The sequence below is a fragment of the Flavobacterium muglaense genome, from assembly GCF_014305155.1.
GTDB classification, from domain to species: domain Bacteria; phylum Bacteroidota; class Bacteroidia; order Flavobacteriales; family Flavobacteriaceae; genus Flavobacterium; species Flavobacterium muglaense.
The window spans coordinates 1-26996 of the sequence record NZ_JACRUK010000041.1; the positions used below are offsets into that span (position 1 = coordinate 1).

Consider the following 26996-nt stretch of genomic DNA (forward strand, 5'->3'; position numbering starts at 1 on the left):
TGTTTAAAAGGTGTCTACGATAAGTTAGGTGGTTCTCCAACCTTTCAATACTACTTGAAACAATTTGACAGTGCTTTTTCTATAGCCGATTTAAAACTAAGTGTCGGTATAGATCCTAAATATCCAAACGCAACTGCGATAACTTATGAACCCATAAATTTATTGATTGAAATTAAATTTAACCCTGATCAATTAAATACACCCACATTAGATATTGTTAGAACTTTTATACACGAAATGATTCATGCAGAAATGTACAGAACATTATTATTACTATCCGCTAACAAAGAAATCCCATGGTCATTCGAGTTTATTGAAAGTATTAGAAATGATGAGAAAGAAATAGCCTATTATTATACCATGTATAGATATGAAATTCCACTTGGTGGTTCACCATCAGAGCCTCAACATGAATATATGGCACAACTTTCGCGTGATTTAATAATACAAACTATGAAATAATTCGATAATACTCGAAATGAGGATGTATACAATGCCCTAGCTTGGATTGTTCTTATGGGAACGGGAGAAATAAACTATAATACAGGTCTACCGCCCCAACCTACCGCCGCGTGGGCAGCTATTCCACAAGCTCAAAGATTGAAAATTTTAGATTTATATAATAATTATAACAATACACCACGTCAATAAGAAAAAAAACAACAATTTTGTTCTTTTTAAGCATATGTTACATTTCTTGTGCACAAGAATTAAAAAAAGAGAAAACAACCATATTGTTAGATTTAAATGATAAAATTACTGGAAAATATGGTTTTAATAATGATACAACAGCTGCAACTTTTGCAATATATTTTGAAAAATATCAAACCAAAAAAGCAAGAGATAAAACCACAAAAGAATATTATAATAATACAAGGGACAGCAACAGTGCTGGATTACCTAATTTTTCGGTAAATCTTTCTGTTTTTGGTTTAAAACCAGAGAAATTAAAATCTTTAGATTGTATTAAGTACATTACAGTAAAGCAGTTTAGAGAAAGCGGCTATAAAACAACTGCTCCTACTTATATTATACATAAATTGCAGGACGGCAATTACTTAAGATGGAAAACCTATAAGTTGAATTAAAAACACAGATGAGAAACCTCATGATTTTCACAGTAATGTTTAAATCTTCTTTTTTGCTTTCCTAACTTTCTGTAATGTCTAAGTTAGTCATGTCTAAATAACTTTAGACATCAAATAGCACAAGGTATGGGACGAAAAGCCGGACACACCTTGTTGATAATTGTACAAAGCTTTAAAATAATGGAAAAGCTCTTAAAACTACAAGCTCCCATTTTTAACTAGCTGCTCGAAGTGTTCTTAAAAACTGCGGGCTGCTGTGCGAATGTCTACTACTTCACCCCCACTCGAATAGGCGTCAAGCAAAATCCCTTATTTACTGCATAGAAAAGTACAATTGTTAAAAAATATCCTGATACCCCTAATGATAGCCATTTTAAAGATAGAATTAGAATAAAAAAGAGAGTCCAAGCTGAAAGAAGTGGAACCAATTTTGGCGAAATAACACTAACTGGAATCCCGTGTAAAAAATAATTATAAATATGAAAAAACTAAAATTAACGTTTTTTGTAGCTCCTTTTTATTTCCTTTCATGTGCATCCCCTTACTTGAAGAATTATGAACCAGTATTAACTTTTTTGGAAACATAAAAACTAGACAAACACAAATTTTATATTCTTCAGAGAGATAAAATAAGTAATACACAGCCTTTACGAATTTTTAATGGAAATGAAGGATTTGACCATGTTACACCTTTAAAATATACACAATGATTTATTTAACTTGAAACATTGGAAAAAGTTGTATAAAACATATGCCAAACAAGCGTTATACGAACTGATTTGCGAGACTTTTAAAACCGAAAGAGAAAAATACAACTACTACATCAACAACCTTCCAGAAGTAGATGCTTTGCTTAAAATAGGCGCAAATAAAGCAACAACGGTTGCAAATGGTGTCTTATCAAGGGTAAGAGAAAAACTAGGCTTTGAAGCGCTTTAAATCCTTCAATAAGTTAACACAAAAAAGCCCTTTCTAGTTTGATCTAGAAAGGGCTTTTGTATATCATTTAAATCTTGTTAGTCGTGTACTGGACTTTGAGTACAAGGACAATCACTTATACCTTGTAGGAAGTCAAATCCTATGGTGATCACGTGTGTTCCTGAGTTGTAGGAAGACAACTGATTCACGGTCATCTGGTACGAATATCCAAAATAAAATCCGGACTTTTTAAAACCAGCCATTGGACCTACATTCAATGGTTTTCCTATTTGATCGTTTAAGAAACGATATGAAACTCCTGCCCAATAATAATCTTCGTAACGGTTGTATTTACGGTACTTGATGTTTAAATCGGTACTGGATCTTCCGTCGTTTGCAAAGAGCTGGTAATAAACCGATGGCTCAATATCCGACCTATTTTCTTTGTTCTTGATTACGTAACCCGAATACAATTGGAAATTAAGCAGTAAATTAGGCTCATATACGCCATATTTCGTAATATCCTTATCCAATATGTTATTGGCATTTAAACTCGCGTAAAACTCTTTATTTCGATACAAAACCCCTACGTCAAAGTTCTTGTTGGTAATGGATCTATTGTCTGTAATACTGGGATCAAATGAACCCGGCGCCAAATTATTAACGTCGATGCTAAAATTATTCAAGTTAAAAGACAAACCAAATGACAAATACTGCTTGGAGTAATAATCTAAAATGATGTGCTGCGCAAAAGAGAACTTGGCTCCTTTTTGACTCGTATTTCCATTTTTATCATTAAAAACCGAAACACCAATTCCCGAGCGATCGGCAATTCTAAAATCGGCATAAATAGATTGATTGTCGGGCGCATTCGGAATCCCTACCCATTGCGTCAAACCATTGGCTCTAATCCTAAGGTTGTCTCCAATACCAGCAAATGTAGGCGAAACTACAAATGGATTGTCGGCCAAGTACTGTGTAAAAACGGGTAAATTTAATTCCTGACTGAAACTTGCGGTTCCTACTAGGAGAAAAAATGATAGTATTACTTTTTTCATCTGAATCCTTATTATTTCTTTTTTAGTTCTGCATTTCTAATCTTAACTAGCCAGTAGCTAAGCGTAAAGAACTTTTATAAATCATAGCACCGAATGACTTTAAAACACTATAAACTTACTGCTTACTATTTTAAAATCATTCGAATACCACATTTTTTTATCTATACAACGTTATGTTCCCTACAAACTCACGGGCATCTTTTACGTTGTTCAATTTCAATACGTACCAGTAATCTCCAGAAGGAAGCTCGGCACCATTGTACTTACCATCCCATGCTTGTCCTTGTCTGAATGTGCCTATCTTACGACCGTAACGGTCAAATACATACACATAGATGTCTACATAGTTTTGCGCATTAAGCGGGAACCAAGTATCATTGTTTCCATCACCATTTGGTGTAAACACGTTTGGAATCACAATTTCTATGAAATCAACATGAATCACTTGCGAAGCAGTACAACCATTCAAGTCTGTTACTGTAACGGTATAATCATCTGTTTTGTAAATGATAAAGTTGTTTGTACTTCCATACGATTCACCATTCACACTGTATTGATATCCACCTGCACCACCTGTTGTAGTTGCAATGATTTCATTCAATCCACCATCTTTCAGATTAATAGCCAATGGCGCTACAGCATTAACAGTAAATGAAGGCGTGATTTTCTCGCAACCATTTGGTATGTATCGTACTGTAATACTGTGTCTTCCTGGAGCTACATCAATAAAGATTTCGCTTTTTTGGAAAGTAGTACTACCATCAAGCGCATACTCTACATTAGCTAGATCTGTGAAATCTTTATGTAGGGTCACCGTAACCATATTACTTGCTTTATTACCTGTACAGCCATACTCCACAATTGCAACAGGATCCAGATTCACTGGTAAATCCATATTCACTGTAATTTGAGACGTACATTTATTAGCATCAATAATATATACTTTGTGATCACCACCAGCTAAACCAGTGAAACTAAATTGTGTTTGAGCAGCAGTACCTGTTGTATAAGTTCCTGTTTGATTGTCTAAGCTTACACTGTAAGGTGCTGTTCCACCTGCAATATCCACGTTAAACGCTCCTTGATTATCACCCAAACAAATCTCTTGTCTCACAATTGTACTTGTAGCATTGATTGATTTTGGTTCTTTAATTTCGATACCGTTTAGTATTTGGTAACATCCTTTTTCATCTTGAACCAATACATCATAGAAACCAGCATCAAGTTTTACAAAAACATTCGAATCAAAGAATTGTCTAAAGTCTGGTGAGATCGCATATTTAATAATACCTGTACCACCAGTTGCTAGAATTGTAATCGAACCATTCTTATTGCCTGAACAGGTTACATCAATAGTACTAGAAGTCGCTCCTAATGGTAGTAACGGTTCTGTAATTGATTCCGATGGAGAACTTACATTACAATCTCCACTTACAACGTTTACAGTATAAGATCCCGCAGGTAAATTAGTAAAGTATCCAGGAGTCGTTTGTGTTGCCACAAATGATAAAGCGTTACCGCTACCATCACGCAAACTGTACACATAATTTCCTAGACCACCTTGAGCCGTAGCTACAATTACACCCGAGTCATCACCTTTACAGTTAATCGAAGCATTAGTCACATCCACAGCTACAGTCAATGCCGGTAAAGGATCAATTGTAATGGTATTAGACTCATCGCTTGGACAACCGTTTACATCTCTCACATAGTATTTATAAGATCCTACAGGAACTGATATGGTAACGGAACTTCCAGTCATCGCTGTACTAGTTGCAAAGTTAGGGTCCGTACTGTAACGGTAAGGAGCTGTACCGCCACTAGCTGTTAAAGTTACTGTTGAATCTGTTGTACAAGTACGTGTTGAACTAACTACTAGGCTCGCATCTACAACCACAGGCTCATTGATTGTTATCGTTGCCGATGCACCTTCACAACCCCATGTATCAGACGCTTTTACTTGATAGCTTCCAGCACCCAAATTAGTAAACACATTCGACACCTGCGGACCATCAGTAGTAACTGTTCCATCCAGTAAAGTAGTTACTAAAGTGTATAAATAATTACCTGATCCACCAGTAGGTGTTCCAGCAGTAATAGTAGCCGTAGTATCTCCAAAACAGGTTACCGCTGGTACACTTGCTGTTCCAGTTACCACGATTGGTGTTGGATTATTCAATACCACCGGTACTGAGTCCACACATCCTTTACTGTCTTTCACATTAACCGTATAACTACCTGCTGTTAAGCCTGTAAATTCGGCTACAGTAGAATAAGCTACAGATTGTGCAGCAGTAGGCCCTACTAATTCATATTCATAATCTCCTGACCATCCACCAGTTGCGGTAGCCGAGATTGTTCCGTCATTATTTCCTGCAACACAAGTGATTTCTGTATGCGTTTCGGCTGCTGTTAATGCTTCAGCTGGTCCTGTAATTGTAAAGTTTTTTACAACTGTACATGAAGGAGACTGACTCAAAGTAGCAGCTATCGTATAAGTTCCACTCGCTAAGTTTCCTATCGTTATTGGTCCTGCAGTAGTTGCAGTTCCACTCGTTACCAGATTTCCTAGAGCATCCTCAACAGTGTATGTAAATGGCCCTGCATCATCACCGTTTGGTGGTGTAGTGGTGATTAAACCATCTACAAAAGTAACATCAACGCTACCGTCTGTACTTGAATAACAAATAAGGTCTACCACATTGGTGATAGTCAAGTCAAACGTATTTGGTTCGTTTACATAATGCACCGTTTGTACGCTACAATTGGTATCCGTATTGGTAACTGTCACTAAATAATCAGCCACTGGTAAACCTACAAATAATCCTGTAGCATTTGTTTGAGCAGGATAAAGCGTACCTGTAACCCCCGCACCATCAATATCAACCAATGTATAGATTAGATTAGTAGGCGCTGTGGCACCAATATGGCTTACCGTTACGCTAATTTCTTCTAAGTTATTACAAGTAATGGCTCTCGTAACTGCAACAGTTACTGCATCCAAGGCTACAAATGGTTTAATTACTGCTGCCGCAGCTGCCGTTCCTATACATCCATTATCATCATACACATTCACAGTATAGCTTCCGCCGTTTAGATCTGCTTCGGTGTAGACATTATTTGGTCCAAAGTATACTTGCGTACCTCCTTTGATAAATTCATAATTCACATAATTAGTAGATCCACCAGTTACACTCGATACCGTAATGGTAGCGAAGTTTTTAGTGTTTCCAGTTGTACAACCGTACTCAACGACCGTAGGAGCTGGCACCGTAATTAAACTAGGCTCACCCACTGGGATCGTTTGCGCAATTGCCGGACAACCTTTTCCTGAACGTACATCAACTGTATACGTACCAGTCGCTAATCCTTGGAATAGATTAGAAGTCTGATAATTGACACCATCTATACTGTAGGTATAAATAGGGTTGTTGTTCACGGTTGTTGTTGGCGTAGCCAATGTCACTAAAATCGTTCCATCGTTTCCACCGTTACAAGTCACCGCTGTTTGAGACACACTAAAATCAATAGTTGTATTAGGCGCATCAATAACAACAGCAGTTGTTTTAGTACATAAGGTAGTATTGTCTCTTAGGTAGAATGTATAATTATTTGGCGCTAGACCACTAAACACATTTCCAGAAACATAAGTAGTTCCATCATTACTGTAACTATAATTAGCCGGAACAGTACCTCCTTGCGCTGTTAATGTTACTACACCATCTGCAGTTGTACAAGTAGGTGTTGTTGTAATTATAGCATCCAGTTGCAACGGTTCTAGAACAGTAACCGCTGTTGCAGTTGCTGTACATTGATTGGCATCACGTACTGTAACCGTATAAGTTCCTGGAGCTGTTACATTGAATGTAGTAGCTGTTTGGAAACTGATTCCGTCTAAACTGTATGCTAAAGCTCCTTTTCCTAAACTACCTGTTGCCGTAATGGTATAACCCGTTGCCGAAGCACACTGACTGTCTACTGCAGCGGTTACTGCCGGTAGCGGATCCGTAGTTACTTGAATGGTTTGCATACTGGTACAACCATTAGCATCTTTCACCCATACATCATACGCTGTTGTTGCTGGACTGATCGTTGTTGTTGCTAATGTTGCCGTATTTGAAGTTGTATAATCCGTTGCTGTAGGAGTTGTTGTCGAAGCTACAAAAGCATACAAATATTGTCCTGTACCGCCTGTTACAGCTGTTGCAGGTACTGTAGCCGTTGCTTCATTAAAACAGTTTTTATTCACCACTGTAATCGCAGGGCTTAGCACCAATGGCGCTGGCTCTGTAATCTCCACTACATTAGAAACAACCACACATTGCGGGTAGGCTGTTTGTGTTACTTGAACGGTATAAGTAGTTCCTGCTACTAAACCATCCGTAAGTACAAACGGATTCGTACTCGTGTTTGCTGTTCCTGTAAATACTGCAGTTGCACCATTGAAAATTTCATAATCATAGGCACCCGAATATCCAGTGATGTTCAATTCAATTTTTCCTGTTGCATTAGTGGTACAATCCACATTTGCAGCAGCGGTAGCATTCACCACCATAGTGTTGTACAATGGCACTTCATACCCATCAGAGGTAATGGTACAGCCTGTATTGTTGTCGAAAATTTTAAATTCATAATAACTACCAGCTGTTGCAGCGGTATAGTTAAAAGTGCTTCCTACAACTGCAACTGGTGTTGCTGTGATTAAAACACCGTCTTGATACACCTCATAAGTAAATGCATTTGGACTGTTAGATCCTCCAGTAATCGTTACTAAGATTTCTTCACCTAGATTCACACAATCAATTTTTGTGACTTGTGTTGCCACTGCCGACACCAATTTAGGGAAAGCAGTAATTATTACTGGTGAATTTGTCATATCAACACAACCATTGGCATCTTTTACATAGAAATAAAGGTTTTGTGTAGCTCCTGTATCGGCAATTTCAAAAGTATTAGTTGTGAACCAATTGGTACCATCTGCACTATATGTATAATCTGTAACTGCATTTGTTCCTTTTCCTCCTGTACCTGTAACAGTCACCGTTGTAGTGTTCACTGTATTAGTTGGCGAACAACTAAATGCTGCTACCGCTGCTGTTGCCTCCACTGGAGTTACAGCAGCTATCGTTACTGGAACTGGAGTAGCATTCGTACAACCTCTAGCCGAAGTCACCACTACCTCATACGTACCAGCTGTTAAACCTGTAAACCCATTCGTGCTTTGAGTTGTAGTATTGGTAACTGGAGTCAGTTGGTTCAATGTATAGGTGTAATCTGGATTGTTATTTGCAACCAAATCCAAGTTCACTGTAATCGTACCGTTATTGTTTGTTCCTTGTGGCGCATTACAATCTACTGGTGTAGTTGTAATGTCTGAAGCTACTAAAGTAATAGCTGTTGGTGCCGTCATCACAACTGCTGGAGTGGTAACATACTGACATCCTTTGCTATCGGTCACTTCAAAAACATAACTACCTGCAACAGGTACTGTATAATCAGTATAAGCTGGGTCAGTTGCTGTAATTGTAGTAAACGTTATTCCCGCATCTGAGCTCACGCTATACGCATACGGACTATAACCACCTGTAGGTGTAATACGTATCGTACCATCTGGCGGAGCTGTACAGTCAAGTTCTTTTGTTTTTACTGCTGTAGCAAAAAGTTGTGCTTCGATCGTTGCATTAAATGCAGTCGATGTACATCCAAAAGCATCTTTAACCATCACAGCATAGGTTCCTGGTGTTAAACCAGTAAATGTATCAGTAGTTTGCCATGTTGCTCCATTGTCAATGCTGTATTCATAACTTCCAGCTCCACCAGAAGCGGTAATCACTAAAGTAGCAGCATTTGTACTATCAAAACAATAATCTGAAGTTACATCAATTGAAGCCGTTGGAGGCGTTGGTGTCACTAGTGTAAAACTATCAGTTACCGCACAACCATTAGCATCTACAACACTGATGTTGTAAGTACCAGTTTGAGTAAGACCACCAAAAACACCTGTATTGTTATTTAAAACAGTTAAATCCGGTTGTGTTAGGGTGTAATCATAAGTACCCCATCCATCGGTAGCAGTAATGGTTACAGCACCCGTTGTGGTACAACCTAAAGCAGTTACTGTTTTGTTTATAGCCAATGCAGCTGTTGGTGCAGCAATTGTAAAATTCAACGGCAATGAACAACCCGTTTCGTCATCCAATACTGTAATAGTATGAAGACCTGAAGCCAAATTAATTAAATTAATTGTTGGCGTACTAAGTCCCGTAACAGCAGGATTTGTATCTAAAGTATATTGATAAGTGGCAACTCCTGTACCAAAACCAGTTACTAAGAAACTGGCTTTACCATCAGTTGCTGTACTACATGTAATACCTGTAGTTGATTGTTCTACTACATTAATCTTCGTTACATCATTCACTCTATAATTCACTTGGTCTGTACAAACATTGCCGTCTGTAACCAAGAAAGTATATTCGCCAGGAGCTAATCCTGTAAAATTACCGGTAGCACTGCTTTGTAATGGCAATGGCGATGGCGCAATCGTAGCATAAGTTATTGTACCTATACCATTAGTGCTAGTAACTGTAACATCACTAGTAGGCGTATTACAAGTAACTGTTGTTTGAGTAAATGTTGAAGGAGCATCAAAAACCGGAGGATTCAATTTGGCAATTAGTACCGTTCCTGTAACCTCACAGCCATTTGCATCTTTTATACCATAATTAATGTTTTGATCAGATCCCGTATCATTTACGGTATAAACATTGTTTGTATCGTAAGCGCTACCATCAAATCTATATTCAAAAGCACCTGTTCCGGTTCCCGTTGTACCACTTAAGGTAACAGTAGCTGCTTGAGCTACATTTCCTGCGCCACAAGATAATGCGGTTGTAACTGTTGCGGATCCTGCCAAAGCAGCAGTTGGCTGACCAACTGTAATAGTAGTTGGATAGGTACATGATTTTGCATCAGTAACCGTCACCACATAATTAGTGCCAGCTGCTAATCCAGTATAAACACCCGTTGCATCGCCAGTTGTATTAGTAATGGCAGGAGTGCTTGTCAAAGCATAAGTAAAGGGACCTACGCCACCGCTAACTGCCACTGAAATTGCACCGTCAGTTCCACTAAAACAACTCACATCTGTAACAGATGGTGTAATTGTAGGTGTTGGAATGGCGTCAATTGTCACCGTTGCTGATGTTGTACAAGTTGTACCATTATTAGCATCAGTAACTGTAAATACATAATTTCCAGCCGCTGTTGCAGCATAAGGTGAGGTTGCAGCAACTGCCACTCCACTATTATATGAAACAGTATATGTATAATTTGGTGTTGGTAAAACATTTCCTCCAGTAGTAGTCAAAGTAATTGTTGCATCTGGTGATCCAGTACAATCAAGTCCTTTATTGATAACCGCTTTTAAATCTAACTGCGGATAAACTACGTAGTCAACATCAGCAGTACAACCATTACCATCTTTAATCACTAAATTATAAGTTCCAGCTGCATTAAAGGTGAAATTAGGGCTTGATTGATAAGCACTTCCATTAACACTATAGCTTTCTGCCCCTACAATTCCTGAATCTACTGTTCCTGTAATGGCAATTGTAAATGCATTTCCATCATAACAAATTGATGCTGGTGCAGTAATAGTAGGGTTTTCATCAGCATAAACAGTTACAGGAGTTTTTACAATACATCCATAACTATCTAACGCAGATACATCATAAATAATTCCTGCTATAGAACCCGCTCTATCAAAGACAGCAGTAGTTGTCCAGTTTGCTGGTACAACAGGGTCGCCTGTAGCTACAACCTGGTATCTATAAGGTCCTGTTCCTTTTGTAGCTTCTGCCGAAATACTTCCTAACTCATTACAATTTGATTTTTTTACTGCTGTTGCAGCAATTTCCAATTGTGAAGTAGATTTTTTAATATTAAAATCAGACGATACAACACTACAACCAGCATTAGCTCCAGATGCTTCTTTAACTAGAACGTAATAAGTACCTACAGGAAGTATTCCTGCTGCATATTCAGTTAATGATAGCGTACTACCAGCAGCAATACTTACAGGAACCGTAATTCCCGCCCCTGCTATTAGATTATTTGTAAACGACTCATACACTTGATAAGTTACATCTACTGCTGTTGCATAATTATTAGTAATATCAAAATTTACACTACCATAAGTATCGGTAAAACATTTTACATTATTTCCTACAACATTAGTCAAAGCTAAAGTCGAATTTGTTGGAATAGGTGTCGTTGCCGTTTCGTAGTAATAACATTTAGTTGCAAAATCGTATACTATGAACGTATAAGTAACTCCTGGCAATAAACCAGTAAAAGTAGTTGTCTTACTTCCTGAAGTACTCTCACCTTGCCAACCAAGAACACCATCAGCAGTCCAAACTTGTCCTGGACCACTATAAATATTAAAATGGAAAGGTCCTACACCTGCAAAACTTGACGTAATAGTCACGTCAGCTGTTCCTCCAGTTGTACAATTTGATGCTGGAGCAATGGCTATCCCTAATGAGTTAGGTGGTGAAGCCACTAAAACATTATTCTCATATACAGAACAACCATTAGCATCTACTACTCTAATTTGATATAATCCAAAATCAACTACATTAAAAGTAACTGAAGTTGTTCCAGACGCATTACTTTCAGATTGATTGTAACCATTAATTCCCGTTACATAATACGTATAAGGAGCGGTTCCACCTGTTCCTCCAACAGCACTAATACCGTCAGTTATTTTATTAATAATAATTGATCCTTTTGAAACACCAGTACCAGAATTACATTGTATAGGTATTACTGTTTTATCAATGACCATTGGAGATTTACCCACAATAGTAAAACTATCTGTATTGGTACAACCTTTAGCATCTTGTACAGTCACATTATAAACTCCAGCTGCTAAGCCTGTAAAAGTATTCGAGGTTTGGTAAGCACCACCATTAACACTATATTTAAAAGGTGCTTGTCCCAAAGTAGGATCAATAGCAACACTAAACGCACCGTTTGTATCACCACTACATTTAATAAATTGTGTTTGCGTAAATCCAGTAATATCAGGATTAACTGGTGTCGTTACTGCAATAGCTGTGGTTGTAGTAATTGAACATCCGCTTGCATCTGTTACTCTAAAAGTATAACTTCCTGCAGCATTGGTAGTAAACACATTACTAGCCATTGTAGTATATGAACCCAAAGCTTCTTTAGATTCATACGTATAAGGCCCATTACCACCCGCCGCTGTTACTGTAATTTGAGCATCATTAGACATAAATGGACTTACATAAGCACAAGTAACATCTTTGTTTAAAACGGCACTTATTGTCACTTTAGGATAGACCGTTACCGTATTACTTGTAGCAGTACAACCGTTTCCGTCTTTAATAGTAACGCTATAATCACCCGCTGCTGTTACTGTGAACGTATTAGTAGTCACAAAACCACCACCATTCAAACTATACGTAACAGGCGCTATTGCACCTAATGGTGTAGTATCAGTAGCCGTAATGGTATAAGTTCCTGTACCTAAACAATTAGTTCCTGAAGATGCCGTAACTGCTGGCGTAGCATCCTGAGTAATTGATAAACCTATAGTTTGCGCACAATTTCCGTTTTTATCTACTACATAAGCAGTATATGACAATCCAAGAGTAGCTGTATTTCTTGTAAAAATACCGGATGTATTATAATCTGTTGGGAAAGTTGGTGCCACTGCTGTAGCAGGTACAACCGCATAATACAATGGCGTTGTTCCACCAGAAGCAGAAACCGTGATTGTTGTAACAGCTTGCGTACAATATACTTTAGTACCCGAAGCGGCTAAAGCTGTAATTGCAGTTGGTTGCGTTACTGTAACAGTAGCGTTAGCAGTACAACCGGTCGCTGTATTAGTAACAACTACTTTATAAGTATCAGGTGCAAGTCCTGTATAGGTAATAGTATTTCCGGCCGAAGTATTTGCAGGACTAATAGAAGTCAAAGTTCCATCAAATAATACAAAACTATATCCTCCAGTAATATTCCCACCAGCAGTAAATTTGATACTACCATCATTTGCACCATTACAACTCACATTATTCACTAATGATCCCGTCACCGTAATAGGTGTTACTGCATCTACTCTGTAAATATTGCTAAACGAACAACCATTAGCATCTGTAACTTTAATAGTATAGGTATTAGGTGCTAAACCTGTGAAAGTATGTGTATTTGTTGTAATTCCTGTAGCTGCAACAACAGGTGAAGAAGGAGCTGTAATTTCATATGTAAAAGGTCCCGTTCCATTAGTAACCGTAGCAGTTACATCAGTTGTTAATTCGGTTGTTTTACAAGTAATAGGATTCACTTGCGCAAAACTTAAAGCCGTTGGAGGGTTTAAAGCCGCTATTGTTTGTGAAGTTGCAGCAATACAACCATTCGCATCTTTCACATTGATTGTAACCGTAGACGCAGTATTTACGGTATACGTATTGGATGAACCATACCCACCACCGTTAAAACTGTATAAGTAGGCACTTCCCGTTGTAAATGGTGTACCGTACTGAGCTGTAACCGTAATAGTTGCTGCTTGTTGTGTATTGGTTGCACTACAAGTTAATGGAGTTGCAGCAGCTGATGCTGTTAAACCAATAGTTGGCTCCGTAATTACAACATCTGTTTTTAATGAAATACATGATTTACTGTCTTTTATCACCATTGGATAAGTTCCGGCAATTAATCCTGTAAATGTATTCGTTGATTGAAAAGTTGCACCGTTGTCTTTACTATATTGATAAGTTCCCGAAGCAGGAATTCCTGACACAGTAATACTACCTGTATTATCTCCTTTACATTTTACATTGACTTGAGTACTAGTAAATGTAGGTAAAACAATAGCATTTATTGTTCTGCTTACTACTGTTGTACAGCCTTTACTGTCAGTAATTTCAAAATAATAAGTTCCTGCTGTTGCTGCACTATACGAAAATGAACTACCCGTTACAGGATTAGCAGTACCAGTGAAGGAACCCGCTGTTGTACTTGATTTATACGAATAAGGCGCATACCCATTAGCAATACTTACTTGGATCGTCGCATTTGCAGAAGTAGCAGTAGTTGTTGTACAATCTAAATCTTTCGTAATTGCTGTGCTTGCGCTAATAGGCGATGCGATTTTTTGTGATGGTAAGTCTTTAAAACAACTTGTAGAGGTATCTGTAACACGAATAACGTAATCACCTGGAGTAAGATTATTAAAAGTTCCAGTGGTTTGAGTTGCTCCACCATTGATACTATACACATAATTAGTTTGCATATTAGGTGCTACAACTAAACTTGCACCTGTTCCAGTAACATAACAGTAATTAGAACTTGTTGCATCAATAGCTGCTACAACTAGCACCTTTGGAGCAATTTTAAAAGGTATTGAAACTGAGCATCCATTGGCATCCGTTACTGATGCGGTATAAGTACCCTCAGTAAGGTTGGTAAATGACTTATTAGATTGTGTTACAGCAGTTGTCGCAGGAGATGGTCCTGTAACGGTATAACTATTTGATCCCCAACCACCCGTTGTATTGATTACCGCTGTTGCATTGGCAGTACACGTAATTGCTGTGATTGTTGGAGCACTGATTGCTAATGCTGCTGCAGGTGGTGCCACAGTTGCTGTTGCAGTTGCTGTACAGGCTGTAGCTGTATTTGTAATTACTATAGGATGAGCACCTGCACTTAAAGCAGATATCGTAAAGTCAAAAGGATTTCCTGTAGCTGTTCCTATAACTGCAGTACCTCCGTCAATAGTGTATGAATAAGGAGTATTGGTAGCAAAACCAGAGATCGTATATTTTACTGAACCATTGGCATCTCCAAAACATTTCACATTATTCACCACCACTGCTGATGCTGCAATAGCAGGCAAGGCAGTTATAGTATGTGTTTTAGAGAAGGTACAGTTGTTGGCATCTTTCACTTGGAACGTATACGTTCCTGGATCAAGATTTGTAAAAGTTTTTGAAGATTGATAAGCTGTCGCTGCAGCAGCTGGAGCAATAATTTGATACTCTACAGCACCTGTTCCGCCAACATAAGAATCAATAGTGACATCCACTTTATTCGATGGGCATTTAAGTGCCGTATTTGTAATGGTCATGGCTGTAGGTGGATTCAATGCCACGATAACCATTGCAGGAGATGAAGTAATCGAGCAAGATTTACTATCTGTCGCTTGAACCGTATACGATCCAGCCGTTGTAATTCCGCTAAAAATTCCTGATCCATTCGAAGCCACTGTAGTAGCCCCTCTGAACAAGGTATAAGTATAAGATGATCCGTTACCTTTGGTAGCTAAAGCTGTAATAGTAGCCGCATGATCACAATTGTAAGTAGTTGTAATACTAGCTGATATTGCAATTGCTTCGGGCTGTTTGATACTTACAGTACCCGGATACGTACATCCTTTATTGTCTTTAATAACATAATTATAGCTTGTTCCCGCCACAGATCCTGCTACATTAGTATAAGTAGTTGTAGCTGTAAAAGTAGAATTATTAAAACTATAGGTAAAAGGAGCCACACCTGCTGTAGCGGCCAATGTTACGCTACCGTTGGCAGCATTAAAACAAGTTACATCCGTAACCGTAGCTGTTCCAGTAACTGGCACTAAAGCATTTATTGTTGCCGAAGCTGTGGTTACACAACCAATAGCATCTGTAATTTGAAAATTATAAGTTCCTGCTACATCAGTTGTATAGGTAAAAGTTGTTCCGCTAGCAGTAGGTTGAACCAAAGTTCCAGTTGCAGCAGCCCCTGTTTTAATCACAGTAAAAGGAGCAGTACCTCCCGAAATAGTTCCCGTAATCACCGCTTGATTGGCAGGTGGTGCATCACAATCTAGATCAGTAGTAACAGCAGCGTTAGCCGTTAACTTGGCATTAATTACTTGACTGGCTGTAGTTGCAGTACATCCATTGGCATCCGTAACTTTAAACGTATAACTACCCGTTGTACTGGCGTTATAAGTGAAACTAGCTGTTGAAAAACTCGCACTAGATCCTCCGTACGAAGTACCGCCATTTGTGCTTGTTTGGTAGCTGTATGGTGCTAAACCTCCAGCTACATTAACAGTTATATTAGCCCCAGTTGCTGGGTCAAAACATCTTGCAGTATTGGCTACAATAGTTGCTGTAGGTGCTGCAGGAGCGGTAACTACAACCGCTGTATCTGTATCATCAGTACAATTATTGGCATCGTACACGCGTACAAAATAACTTCCAGCCGCTATATCATTAAAGGCGCCCGTGTTTTGAGATGGTTTAACGATTGTTGTTTTGGTACTATTCCATAATTCATAACGGTAAGCAGTCGTACCACCTGTTGTATTTGCAGTGATAGTAGCACCAGTGATACAAGTAGCTTGCTTTGTTACTGAAGCAGTCACCACTACGGCAGCAGGCGCGGTAATAGTTTGCGTAAGCGTTTTTACACAACCTCCTGTAGAAGTTGCATTGTAACGAACTAATACATTATAACCCGCAGCTCCCAAGCCTGTAAGTACTAATGGCGAAGTTGTAGTTGTCAACCAAGTTGTACCATTGTCTCTAGAATATTGGTATCCTGAGGTCGTATTAAAGTTTTCGGCTGTAATGGTAATTTCACCATTGGTTTCTCCGTTACATTTTACGTTTTTAAAACTCGTTACCGTAGCATTAAACGCTTTTCCATCAGGGACCACCACTGTCAGTATTTTTTCCTCGGCACAGGAAACAGGTAATTGGTACACTTTGATATCGTCAAAAGCAACATCATTACCACTGGTTTGCTGCACATTAGACCTTACAATAAATTTTAAAGTGGTGTTTGAACCCGGATTTAGGGTTATAGGGACTGTAGGATATTTTTCCCATTTTTCAGACTTAGGAATATTCCCTGTACTATATGATGAAATTTCGACTCCAGCTGAATTAACCAATGCAACTACTAGATCAGGATCAAATTGTGTATTGCTTTTATTCAGTAAGTTCATGGCATAGAACTCTACATTAATAGGTTGATTTGGAATAATATCATTAATTGTTTTTTGATATAAAATTTCGGTCTTTGGTATCGTAGCCCCAATATTTACCACCATAAATCTACCTTTTGGCGTAACTGGGGTAGTTGCTGGGGTATGATCTACAGGCGCAATCCATGCACCAAAAGGATATTGGATCTTTGCAGTCACAGAGTAATCCCCATCATTAATAGCAGGGCTTCCCTTACATTGTGTTGCAGCTACTTGTCTTTCAAAACAATAATAAACAGAATTAATTCCTGGAGAAGTAGTATCATCACCATAACCAAAGGTTTCGTATAATAAATTACTGTAGGTGGTAACAGCTACTAATTTGTAGACTACTTTTACCGAATGCGTTCCGGCAGGAACATTCAAAAACACGTTAGGGTTTGTAGTATTTGTGTTCAATTTTCCGTCCATGTAATAGCTATACGTAAAGTTAGCGTTTGACGGATTCGTAATTGTAACTGTGCTAGTTGCTGTACCATCACAATTAAAATCTACCGGCGTAGCTACATCAATAACTGGAGCAACTGGTTTAGGATCAATTACAATATTAGGCATTGCATAAATACATCCATTAGCATCCTTAATATATACGGTATACGTACCAGGTGCTTTATCCGCTTGATTAGTAGTAATCCAAGTGGCTTGATTGTCAAAACTGTATAGATATAAGTTGGGTGCTGGAAACGGTGTTCCACCATCAGGATTTGTAATACGTATGGTACCATCTGTTTTATTAACACCACAACCTGCTAAAGCCGAAACTCCTGCCGAAGCGGTTAAAGCCGTTGACGGTTGGCTAATAGTAATCGGTTTCATGGTATCGATACATTCTACTCCATTTAAAGTATATTTTAAAATGGTGTTGTATATTCCTGCACTTAAGTTAGAAATAATCGGCGATGTACCATAAGTTACTCCATTATCTGTACTATAACTAAGTGTATATCCATTGGCATTGGTCACATTAAAATTAATTACTCCAGATGCATCACTATAACATTTAACATTAGTACCTGTTGTATTGTAAACCGGTTTAGGAACAGCGGCCACAGTGATAGAAGTATTGGCAACACAACCATTAAAATCGACTACTTTAATAGCATAAAGTCCCGCCGTAGGCGTATTGATCACGTTACTATAATCAGCAACCGTACTTCCGTTTACATAATAACCGTAAGGAGAGGTTCCTCCAACAGGAGTAACCGTAATCTCACCACCTTCACAAGTAATTGCTTTTGATTGATTTACTGTAGCACTTAAAACCGCAGGAGGTATAATTTCAAATGAACCATTCTTCAAACAGCCGTCGCTAGTTTTCACAATATAGGTATAGACACCCGCCGATAAATTAGAGAAGGTATAATCACTAGCTAAGATTGGTCCAACCGAATTGACAACTGTACCCGCTTTACTGATACTATAGTAATATTGTTCTCTTACGTCATTGGCCGCTAATTTTATAGATCCTTTGTCGGTATTACATAAAGGTTGTCCTATAAACTCCGAAACGGTAAAATTACGTTTTAAGATATCGATATTAGGAACAGAAAATAAACAAGGGTTCGTTGCCACTCCTTTTTGTTTGATATACACTGTATAGTTTCCTGAAGTAGGTATTGTAAAAATATTAGAGTCTTGAAATGGCCCTGTAGCACTTAAACTAAATTCATAACCTGTACCTGGCACACCACCAATTGTAATTTGCCCTGCGGTATCACAAATAATATCTCGTTTAGTAGCAGTAGGATCTAATAAATTTTTGAAAACATTAAAATAATAAATATTAAAACATCCTTCTTTATAATGTAAGACTACTCGATATTGACCGGCAGTATCTGCAGTATATGACGAACCGGTAGTTACTTGATTCCAAACGCAGCTTGACGCTTCGTTCGCACAATCAGTATTAGCAATAGCGGTACAACTGGCTTCATCTAGTTTTTGCCAAATAATAGACTCAGCATCTGTGACTGATAATTTCAATAGACGAGTCGCTTTGGCTCCACATAAAAATATCTTAGGTAGGTCTTTTTTGTTGTTTGGACAAACCGCTGTGATATCAGCAAAAGGGATAATTGGGTTTTTTACCGTTGTACCTGATGGCGAAACAGTCACCTCTTCGGTGATTGAACGACAAGGAGCTGGGGCAGTATTCCTTACGTAATAAGTTCCCGTTTGGGTCACTGTTATTGACTTTGTTGTTCCAATAACGGGTGTTCCTGTAGCACTAGTTGACCAAGAATAACCAGAATAACCATTGGCAGCCGTTAGTACTACGCTAGATCCACAAAGTTGGTAATCTTTGGTGTACTTACAATCTTCTAGACCAACCAAGAAATTAGTAGGCGCTGCTGTACCAATATAACATTGGTCGAAAGTAGACAAACTAAGCTGATCATCGATAACAGCACTACTTGTAACCCCTTTATAACTTGCGAAAGCCTGGTTTTGAATCGTAGTCGAACAGGCGTCACTCAAGTCATTGCACTCAGGCACCACTTGCACTTTAAATTTAATTACATAACGAGGGTCATTTACCTCGACTAATTCTTTCGGAATAGTAAAAACAATGGTTCGTGTAGCGGCGTTGTACGTATAGGTAATTCCAGATCCGTTGGGAATGACAATATCATTAGGGTCGAAATTAATATTGACTGGCAAAATATCTTTAATCGTGAAATTCTGGGCATTGTCATTCCCTATGTTTTGAAAACCAACGTAGTAATACAAATTAGTTCCCCTAGTTACATTTGTATTAGCTAGGTTATTAGGTACAGCTGCATTATCAAAAACTTGCTTAGTCAGTACAATTTCGGGCGCTATAATGTCGACTGCAATAGCATTAAAATAATAAAAATAAATGTCCTGGGTACTACGCAAACTAATCGTCGCACTGGTATCATTATTTTTAATGATGGAATTGTTATTATTATTTAGTTCGAACACCCCCGAATCATAACCTAAGGTATTCGTACTGGCAGGATTACGATCTAAATATGTTGCCGATTTTAAACTAGTTGGATCGACATAAGTAACCGAACTATTAAAGAAGTTATTACTAGCTCTTATCACAGTATTGGCTGCGTTTGAAACTGAAATTGTATTTCCATTTATTGCTAAATAATCCCCTTTATAAGCTTGATCGCCCTCTAGAGCAGCAAAAGCAAATTTTGTACGAACGTTTCCTGTTGGTATTGTTCTAAAACCTGAAACAGGGATATCTAAATTATGACTGGGATCAATTGCGGTAAATCCATCAAAAGAAGTAATTGCTTTAGTAGGTAATTTAGGATCTTCGTACACGATAAAAAGAGACCATCCAGCAGATAAACCCGTACCACTGTTGCTACTCACTGCCGTAGATACATTGGCAACTGTATAAGTACCTTCTGGAGTAGGATTAGTCGCGCCAGTAACCAAGGCGGTCACATCTGCAAAGCAGGCATACGGATAACTCGTTCCTATTTTAGTCGTCCCAGCATTATATATTACGGTCCCTGTTACATTATTATAACCCCCAGTAGGCATTTTAAATTTAACGTCAGTTATAGCTGTAGCTCCTTTGGTCACAGCACCCCAGTACAAAGCGGCATATCTTATCTTATAACAAGAAGCGTTAGGCTTATTGCTATTAGGAACTACTAAATTAGCACTACTTGAATTAAATATACCTGCGGTTGCACCATTATCAATATTCACATATTGCATACTAAAAGAACCATTTACTCCAGAACCATTATAAGCAGTATTGGGCCCATCAGCATTGGTCTTTCTATTTAAAATACTATTACCAATTAGTAACATATCCCCTTTAATGTCATCATTATATCTAGGTGTAAAATTCGTATAGGTTTGCGCATACGAACTAGCAGCTTGTAACAAGACAAATGTCAATAGGACGATTTTTAATAAAGTAGTTTTTTTCATGGTATTATTTTTTTAATTCCGGTTTACCTCCTTGGAGCCTTTAGAAGTAAACAGAATATTACATTGTAATAAATAGGTAAACTTCTCCCTTTTGTTTCCAAAAGAAAGAAGTCCCGTTTTTTTTATTCAACCTTCACAATTGACATTTTACCATTGTATGGTTTACTGCCTTTTGTATTTAATGCTTTTTGTGCCTCTTTAAAATTTTCAAACTTATCATAGTAAATATAATAGTTGCTTGAATTCACATCGTAGAAGAAATTCACATCGGCTTGTCCGCTAGCGACTACTTTGGTTAAGAAAGTATCTCTTTTGGCCACCTCATTATGAACTGCAATTACGAGATAATATCCGCGATCTATATTTCGGATGTTTTTCAAAATTTGCATATTCGACTGTTCCGTACCATAATCAAAATCTTGCGGTTTCAATGGTGTAGCACTTACAGTAGTCGTTTCTTTTATACGTTTTAAAGTAGCCACATCTTGGATGTATTTGTCTTCATCACTAACAAATGCTGCCCGTTTAATTCGGCGTTTTTTCTCAATTTCAGTATCGACTTTAATTTTTTCCAGAGATGTTATTAATTCTTTATTTGAATTAACCACTTTTAATTGCTCTGTTTTCAACTGATCAATTGTGTTTTTATAGTTTTGATTTGTAGCATCATTACTATTAGGCACCTTGGCCAATCGTTCTTTATATAAATTATCTAAGTCTTTTATTTTATCACTTTGCTTTTTATTCTCTTCTGCAATTTGTTGTTTTAAACTTTCGATTGCATTGTTTTCATCAGCTGTGCTTTTAAAAGGTTTAGGATCTTTATAGATTCCTTTATCGCTTAAATCATTTTCTTCTTTTAATTCTTTAAGCTCTTTTTCTTTACTATTCACTGTTGATTCCAGCTGCCCTAATAATTGTTTTTGTCTGTTTTTAGACTGTTCCAATACGCGAGCCAACTCATCCATTGCCTTAGCATTGTCATCTTTCTTAGTCGTTGCGGCAAGTTTGGCGGCTGCATCGGCATCGGCTTTTGCTTTAGCATCGGCTATTCTTTGTGCTTCGGCAGTAGCATCGGCTTTTGCTTTAGCATCGGCTATTCTTTGTGCTTCGGCAGTAGCATCGGCTTTTGCTTTTGCATCTGCTATTCTTTGTGCTTCGGCAGTAGCATCGGCTTTTGCTTTTGCATCAGCAATTCTTTGTGCTTCGGCAGTAGCATCGGCTTTTGCTTTAGCATCGGCTATTCTTTGTGCTTCGGCAGTAGCATCGGCTTTTGCTTTTGCATCTGCTATTCTTTGTGCTTCGGCAGTAGCATCGGCTTTTGCTTTTGCATCAGCAATTCTTTGTGCTTCGGCAGTTGCATCGGCTTTTGCTTTAGCATCGGTAATTCTCTGTGCTTCGGCAGTTGCATCGGCTTTCGCTTTAGCATCTGCTATTCTTTGTGCTTCGGCTGTGGCATCGGCTTTTGCTTTAGCATCTGCTATTCTTTGTGCTTCGGCTGTGGCATCGGCTTTCGCTTTAGCATCGGCTATTCTTTGTGCTTCGGCAGTCGCATTGGCTTTTGCTTTAGCATCCGCTATTCTTTGCGCTTCAGCTGTGGCATCGGCTTTTGCTTTAGCATCCGCTATTCTTTGTGCTTCGGCAGTAGCATCGGCTTTCGCTTTTGCATCAGCAATTCTTTGTGCTTCGGCAGCGTTATCTGCTTTAGGCTTCGCAATTTCAACTGCTTTTGGTGCCTCTTTCGCTTTTGGAGCCTGAGCAACAACTGTTTCTTTTGGCTTAACAATATCTACAGTTTTAGCAACCTCTTTCTCTTTTGGAGCTTCAACAATAACTTGTGTTTTCGCTTTGGCTGCTGCCAATTGTTTTTCTTTCTCCTCTGCTTTCGCTTTCGCCAAAGCATCTTGTTGTTCTTTTAACTTATTAGCGTCGATAGGAGACAAAATAGTTGACTCTTTCTCTTTTGGCTTAACATAAGCGTATTTCTTTTTCTCTGATGGTGTAATAAGCGCACCCTCTTCTTCATCACCGCTGTTATCATAATTTTTGCTCGAAAATCGGTATGCAAATACCACTTCATGAGACGATCCAAAATTAGACAAATTTCCGATCCCTTTTTCAAAATTATACTCAACAGAAATTTTTGGGGTTAAATTGAGTCCCAATCCTCCTGAAACACCGTAAACAGTGTTGTAACCCCCTTGCATCCAGATCCCTTTTGGAACAGAAAACAGCATCAATCCTGAAATTACTGTTTTTTCTTTCTTAAATTCACTGCTAATTATAGCCGAAAACTTACTTCTATCAAAGAAACCATAACTATCAATATAACCGGTGTGCATTACATGTGCCTGAACACTTTTTTCAGGATCATCGGCTACCATTTTTGAAGTATTAAAATTGTATAAAACCAAATTATTCATCGAAACACCAAAGTCAAGACTCCCAATTCCATAATTAATTCCGGGATTCACCGTCAATAACGAGTTCGATGGAACTGCCTCTAGAGACGGATCCACATAATTAGAAATTACTGCGCCCCTATTTAAACCACTTTTATAAAAACCTACATTTAGACCAAAAGTCAAATTACTATCTTCTTGTAAAACAACATTATGTGCAAAATTGGCTACACCACCAAAAGTAGTAAGCACTCCATAATTTTGCTGAAATAACCCAACAGATACTCCTTCATTGTCTCTGTAACGACCGGAATAACTCACTAAATAGGTTTGAGGTGCATCATCAAATTGTATCCATTGTCTTTTATTATAAAAACTCAAAGTAGATCCTTGTTCCCTAACAAAACTGAAGGTAGGGTTGATTAAAAAACGATTGTACTTCAACGAGTTTCTAACGGGTAGTTTAAACGAAACAACTCCATCCTCTTGGTTTTGAGAATAGAGCATTTGAAATGAACCATATAAAAAAGCTAATAAGAGTAGCGTTTTTTTCATAAAATTTGTTTTTTATTTGACCACTGTAATGGAGCCTTTTTTAACCTTGTTTCCAGCAGTTGTGATGATGTAATAGTACACTGGGTTTACATTTTTGAAATCCAACTTGCCGTCTGGCCAATTATTTTGATAATTATTTGTTTGCAAAACTACATCGCCTTGACCATTGAAGATCAGTATTTCAGTGCCTGTACCCCCTACGTATTCTAGTGGAATCTCCCAAGTATCATTTATACCATCTCCATTTGGGCTGATTAAATTTGGGATATTTGCAACATCTCTTAATACTACTTTTGCATCGTTTACAGTAACAATAAATTCATGTTGTTTGGTAGCCACACAACCTGTAGTTTGAGTGATTTCGACTTTGTAGGTTCCCTCTGCTTTTACCGCATAGGTATCTGAAGTTGCACCACTGATCACTACCTTGTCAAGATACCAAACATAAGTAGGGTTAGAAGCAGTTGTAGTTACCTTCACATTGATGGTACTTCCTGTCAACAATGCATTTGAAGCTGGTGAAACCGGCACGTTAATACTGGAAGTAAAATCAATTTGAGCTAAGTTGATAGAAGCATTTGATGAACAACTACCGTTGTTTACCGCTACTGAAAACACACCCGTTTGATTGGTTGCATAAGTCTGGCTAGTTGCTCCTGCAATTGCAGTTCCATCTTTTGACCATTGGTAGGTACTCCCTGCAGAACTACTTAAAACGGTAGATCCAGTAGTTGGGCAATATGGATTACCTAAACTTGAGGTAATGGTTGGTGTAGATGAAACCGAAGCTTCGGTCACTGTGACACGATTGGAATACGAATAGGATGTACAAGTACCATAATCGGTTTCTACATAATAGGTTCCTGGTGTTGTAACGGTTAAAGTAGGACCAGCAGCAACAAAATCAGATGTTGTTCTACTTGTTTCTTTGTACCAATTAAAACTAAGTGATGGATATTTTAATGGAGAATCGTTTGATCCTGTTCCAGGATTATCAATAGTTAACATATAGCTTCCACCAGTACAATAAGTAGCGGTGGCAACAAAATTATTAATCGAAAACCCATTGTCTTGTGGTTTGTAGTAAGCCGCAAAAGCATTAGATTCTGGACTTGTAAGTACCGGAGAGGTACTTTTAATACGAAGTTTAAAATTTTCACCTCTTGTTGTTGTAGGCACTGAGAAGGTCACATTAGTAGGTGAAGCCACAATAGCACCCGCAGTCGAAGTGTAAAGTACGGTAGGTGCACCCGAAAAACTTCCTGTAGCATCAGACATTTCTACAATAAACTGATTTGTAGTTGAGAAATCACTTACTGGCGAAAATTTAATAGCAACTTGAAAGGTATTAAAAGCAGGATTGGCACAAATTTTTGTGAAAGCAAAACTGGGTTTCTCTATAGATGTTTGAGCGGTAGCATTAACGACTGCGCATAAAAGTAGCACAATACTTAAAATACTTTTGATAATTGTAGTAAAGTTGTTTTTCATACACTGGGGCTGATTAAAAAATCATATCTCACTGAATAATAAAATCCAATGTTTAAAATATTACATAATGAGATGACATGTTTTTTTACGGCATTTCATCTTCAAATTTTTAATTGACCAACATTTGATACAGGTTGTACCTAAATCTAGTTGGTTATACTAGTTTTAGCTAACTGGTTGCTGTACCAATTATTGATTGTTTGATGCTGTTATTTTCCCCAATCGTAATCTAAAATCTGGTCGTTTTTCATTCGAAAAATCGACAAATGTCTCTAAGTTATCACTTTGAGAGTAGACGTTAAAAAAGATAATATTCCCATACCAACTCTCTAAATCTTCATTGTTTGGATTGTTCTTAGTAAATATATTCCCTTTGCAAAAATTAAAATACATGTCTTGAAATTTAATATTATTCAAGTTTTGCCCATTTATTTCAATTTTATCATCCAGTATTACTGCAGGACTAAAACCTGAAATAACACCTCTCTTAAAATCTAGTGCAGCATTTTCGCCTACATAAACGGCTTCTTTTACTAAACCTTTTGCAATATCTTGACTTAACTGTTCACTATCGTTTACAAAAGTTAAGTTGGTTGCCGTTACATTGGTTTGTTTTTTAGACAAATCCACTTCTGATTTTGAATCATAAGACACAACACTTAAACATTTAGAACCCGTATTGCTTGATACGTACGAATTTCTAATAGCCAATGAATTGTCTATTTTGCTTTGGGCTCCGTAATTAAAACGATAATCCACCGCGTTTGTTTTAAAAGAAACCAATTTACTTAAAATGACATCGCCACCGTATATTTCAAAACCATTACCTAACGCATAACTCACCATTATGTTGTCTAGAATGGTTTTATTACCTACACCTGCTAAAAGCAAAGCGTTATAATTTCCGGAATCTTTTAATTTATTACCTGCAAATTCGATACGTACATAGCGTAGTATTCCAGAATTAGCATTTGCATTATTCCCTCCGTAAGAAGATAAAAAATTATCTAAATCGTAGTTTACCGAAGAAACATTACCAAATTTATTAGTAGGTGCATCACCTAAAATAATCAGTCCACCCCAATCTCCTGCTTTTTTCTTGGCTTTATTAGACGTAAAAACAATAGGATCTGTTTCCAGACCATCTGCAATTATGGTAGCGCCTTTTGTAATAATTAATGCTGCAGCTGAATCAGAATCGGCCAAAATTACGGTTCCTGGCTCAATTGTAAGCGTCGCATTATTAGCTACATAAACATCACCTTGCAAAAGGTACACATTTTTTTTGTATAATTTGGTATTTTCAGTAATACTTCCTGCCAAAATTTGATTTGCTTCCCCATAATCTTTCTTGTTAGGTCTAAATTCCGTCCAATTGTTTAACCAACTAGTCGATCCTTTAATTCCTTTTTCCTGTTGTGCGTTCACACTACAAGCTCCTAATAGGAAGATTAATAAAAAATGGTAAAAGTACTTCATTGAATAA

General features: G+C 37.8%; 6 protein-coding genes and 2 pseudogenes. 3 read left to right on the top strand and 5 right to left on the bottom strand.

Annotated elements, in window-relative coordinates; translation table 11 throughout:
* From H8R24_RS13890 to H8R24_RS13900, 3 genes and pseudogenes are all read left to right on the top strand, one after another.
* Window positions 1-462, top strand: a pseudogene (locus tag H8R24_RS13890) (hypothetical protein); the annotation flags it as partial.
* A 206-nt stretch (window positions 463-668) separates the two neighbouring features.
* Window positions 669-1088, top strand: a complete 420-nt coding sequence (locus tag H8R24_RS13895; protein ID WP_187038209.1) for a hypothetical protein — start codon at window positions 669-671, stop codon at window positions 1086-1088.
* A 750-nt stretch (window positions 1089-1838) separates the two neighbouring features.
* Window positions 1839-2027: pseudogene (locus H8R24_RS13900) on the top strand (tryptophan--tRNA ligase); the annotation flags it as partial.
* Window positions 2028-2104: 77 nt separating this feature from the next.
* Here the strand turns inward: H8R24_RS13900 and H8R24_RS13905 are convergent.
* From H8R24_RS13905 to H8R24_RS13925, 5 genes are all read right to left on the bottom strand, one after another.
* Window positions 2105-3064, bottom strand: a complete 960-nt coding sequence (locus H8R24_RS13905) for a PorP/SprF family type IX secretion system membrane protein (protein ID WP_187020144.1) — start codon at window positions 3062-3064, stop codon at window positions 2105-2107.
* A gap of 157 nt (window positions 3065-3221) precedes the next feature.
* A complete protein-coding gene (locus H8R24_RS13910; protein WP_187020142.1) occupies window positions 3222-21062 on the bottom strand; it encodes a T9SS type B sorting domain-containing protein in 17841 nt (5946 codons plus the stop codon).
* 122 nt (window positions 21063-21184) lie between these two features.
* Window positions 21185-24019 (bottom strand): PorP/SprF family type IX secretion system membrane protein, encoded by a 2835-nt coding sequence (locus H8R24_RS13915; protein WP_187038210.1) that lies wholly within the window; start codon window positions 24017-24019, stop codon window positions 21185-21187.
* 12 nt (window positions 24020-24031) lie between these two features.
* A complete protein-coding gene (locus H8R24_RS13920; protein ID WP_187020139.1) occupies window positions 24032-25510 on the bottom strand; it encodes a gliding motility-associated C-terminal domain-containing protein in 1479 nt (492 codons plus the stop codon).
* 189 nt (window positions 25511-25699) lie between these two features.
* Entirely contained in the window at window positions 25700-26989 is a 1290-nt protein-coding gene (locus tag H8R24_RS13925) for a hypothetical protein (protein WP_187020137.1), read from the bottom strand.
* Window positions 26990-26996 lie beyond the last annotated feature (7 nt).

Coding starts and splice junctions, on each gene's coding strand:
- H8R24_RS13915 (WP_187038210.1), bottom strand. CDS start 24,019: ATGAAAAAAACGCTACTCTTATTAGCTTTTTTATATGGTTCATTTCAA.
- H8R24_RS13920 (WP_187020139.1), bottom strand. CDS start 25,510: ATGAAAAACAACTTTACTACAATTATCAAAAGTATTTTAAGTATTGTG.
- H8R24_RS13910 (WP_187020142.1), bottom strand. CDS start 21,062: ATGAAAAAAACTACTTTATTAAAAATCGTCCTATTGACATTTGTCTTG.
- H8R24_RS13925 (WP_187020137.1), bottom strand. CDS start 26,989: ATGAAGTACTTTTACCATTTTTTATTAATCTTCCTATTAGGAGCTTGT.
- H8R24_RS13905 (WP_187020144.1), bottom strand. CDS start 3,064: ATGAAAAAAGTAATACTATCATTTTTTCTCCTAGTAGGAACCGCAAGT.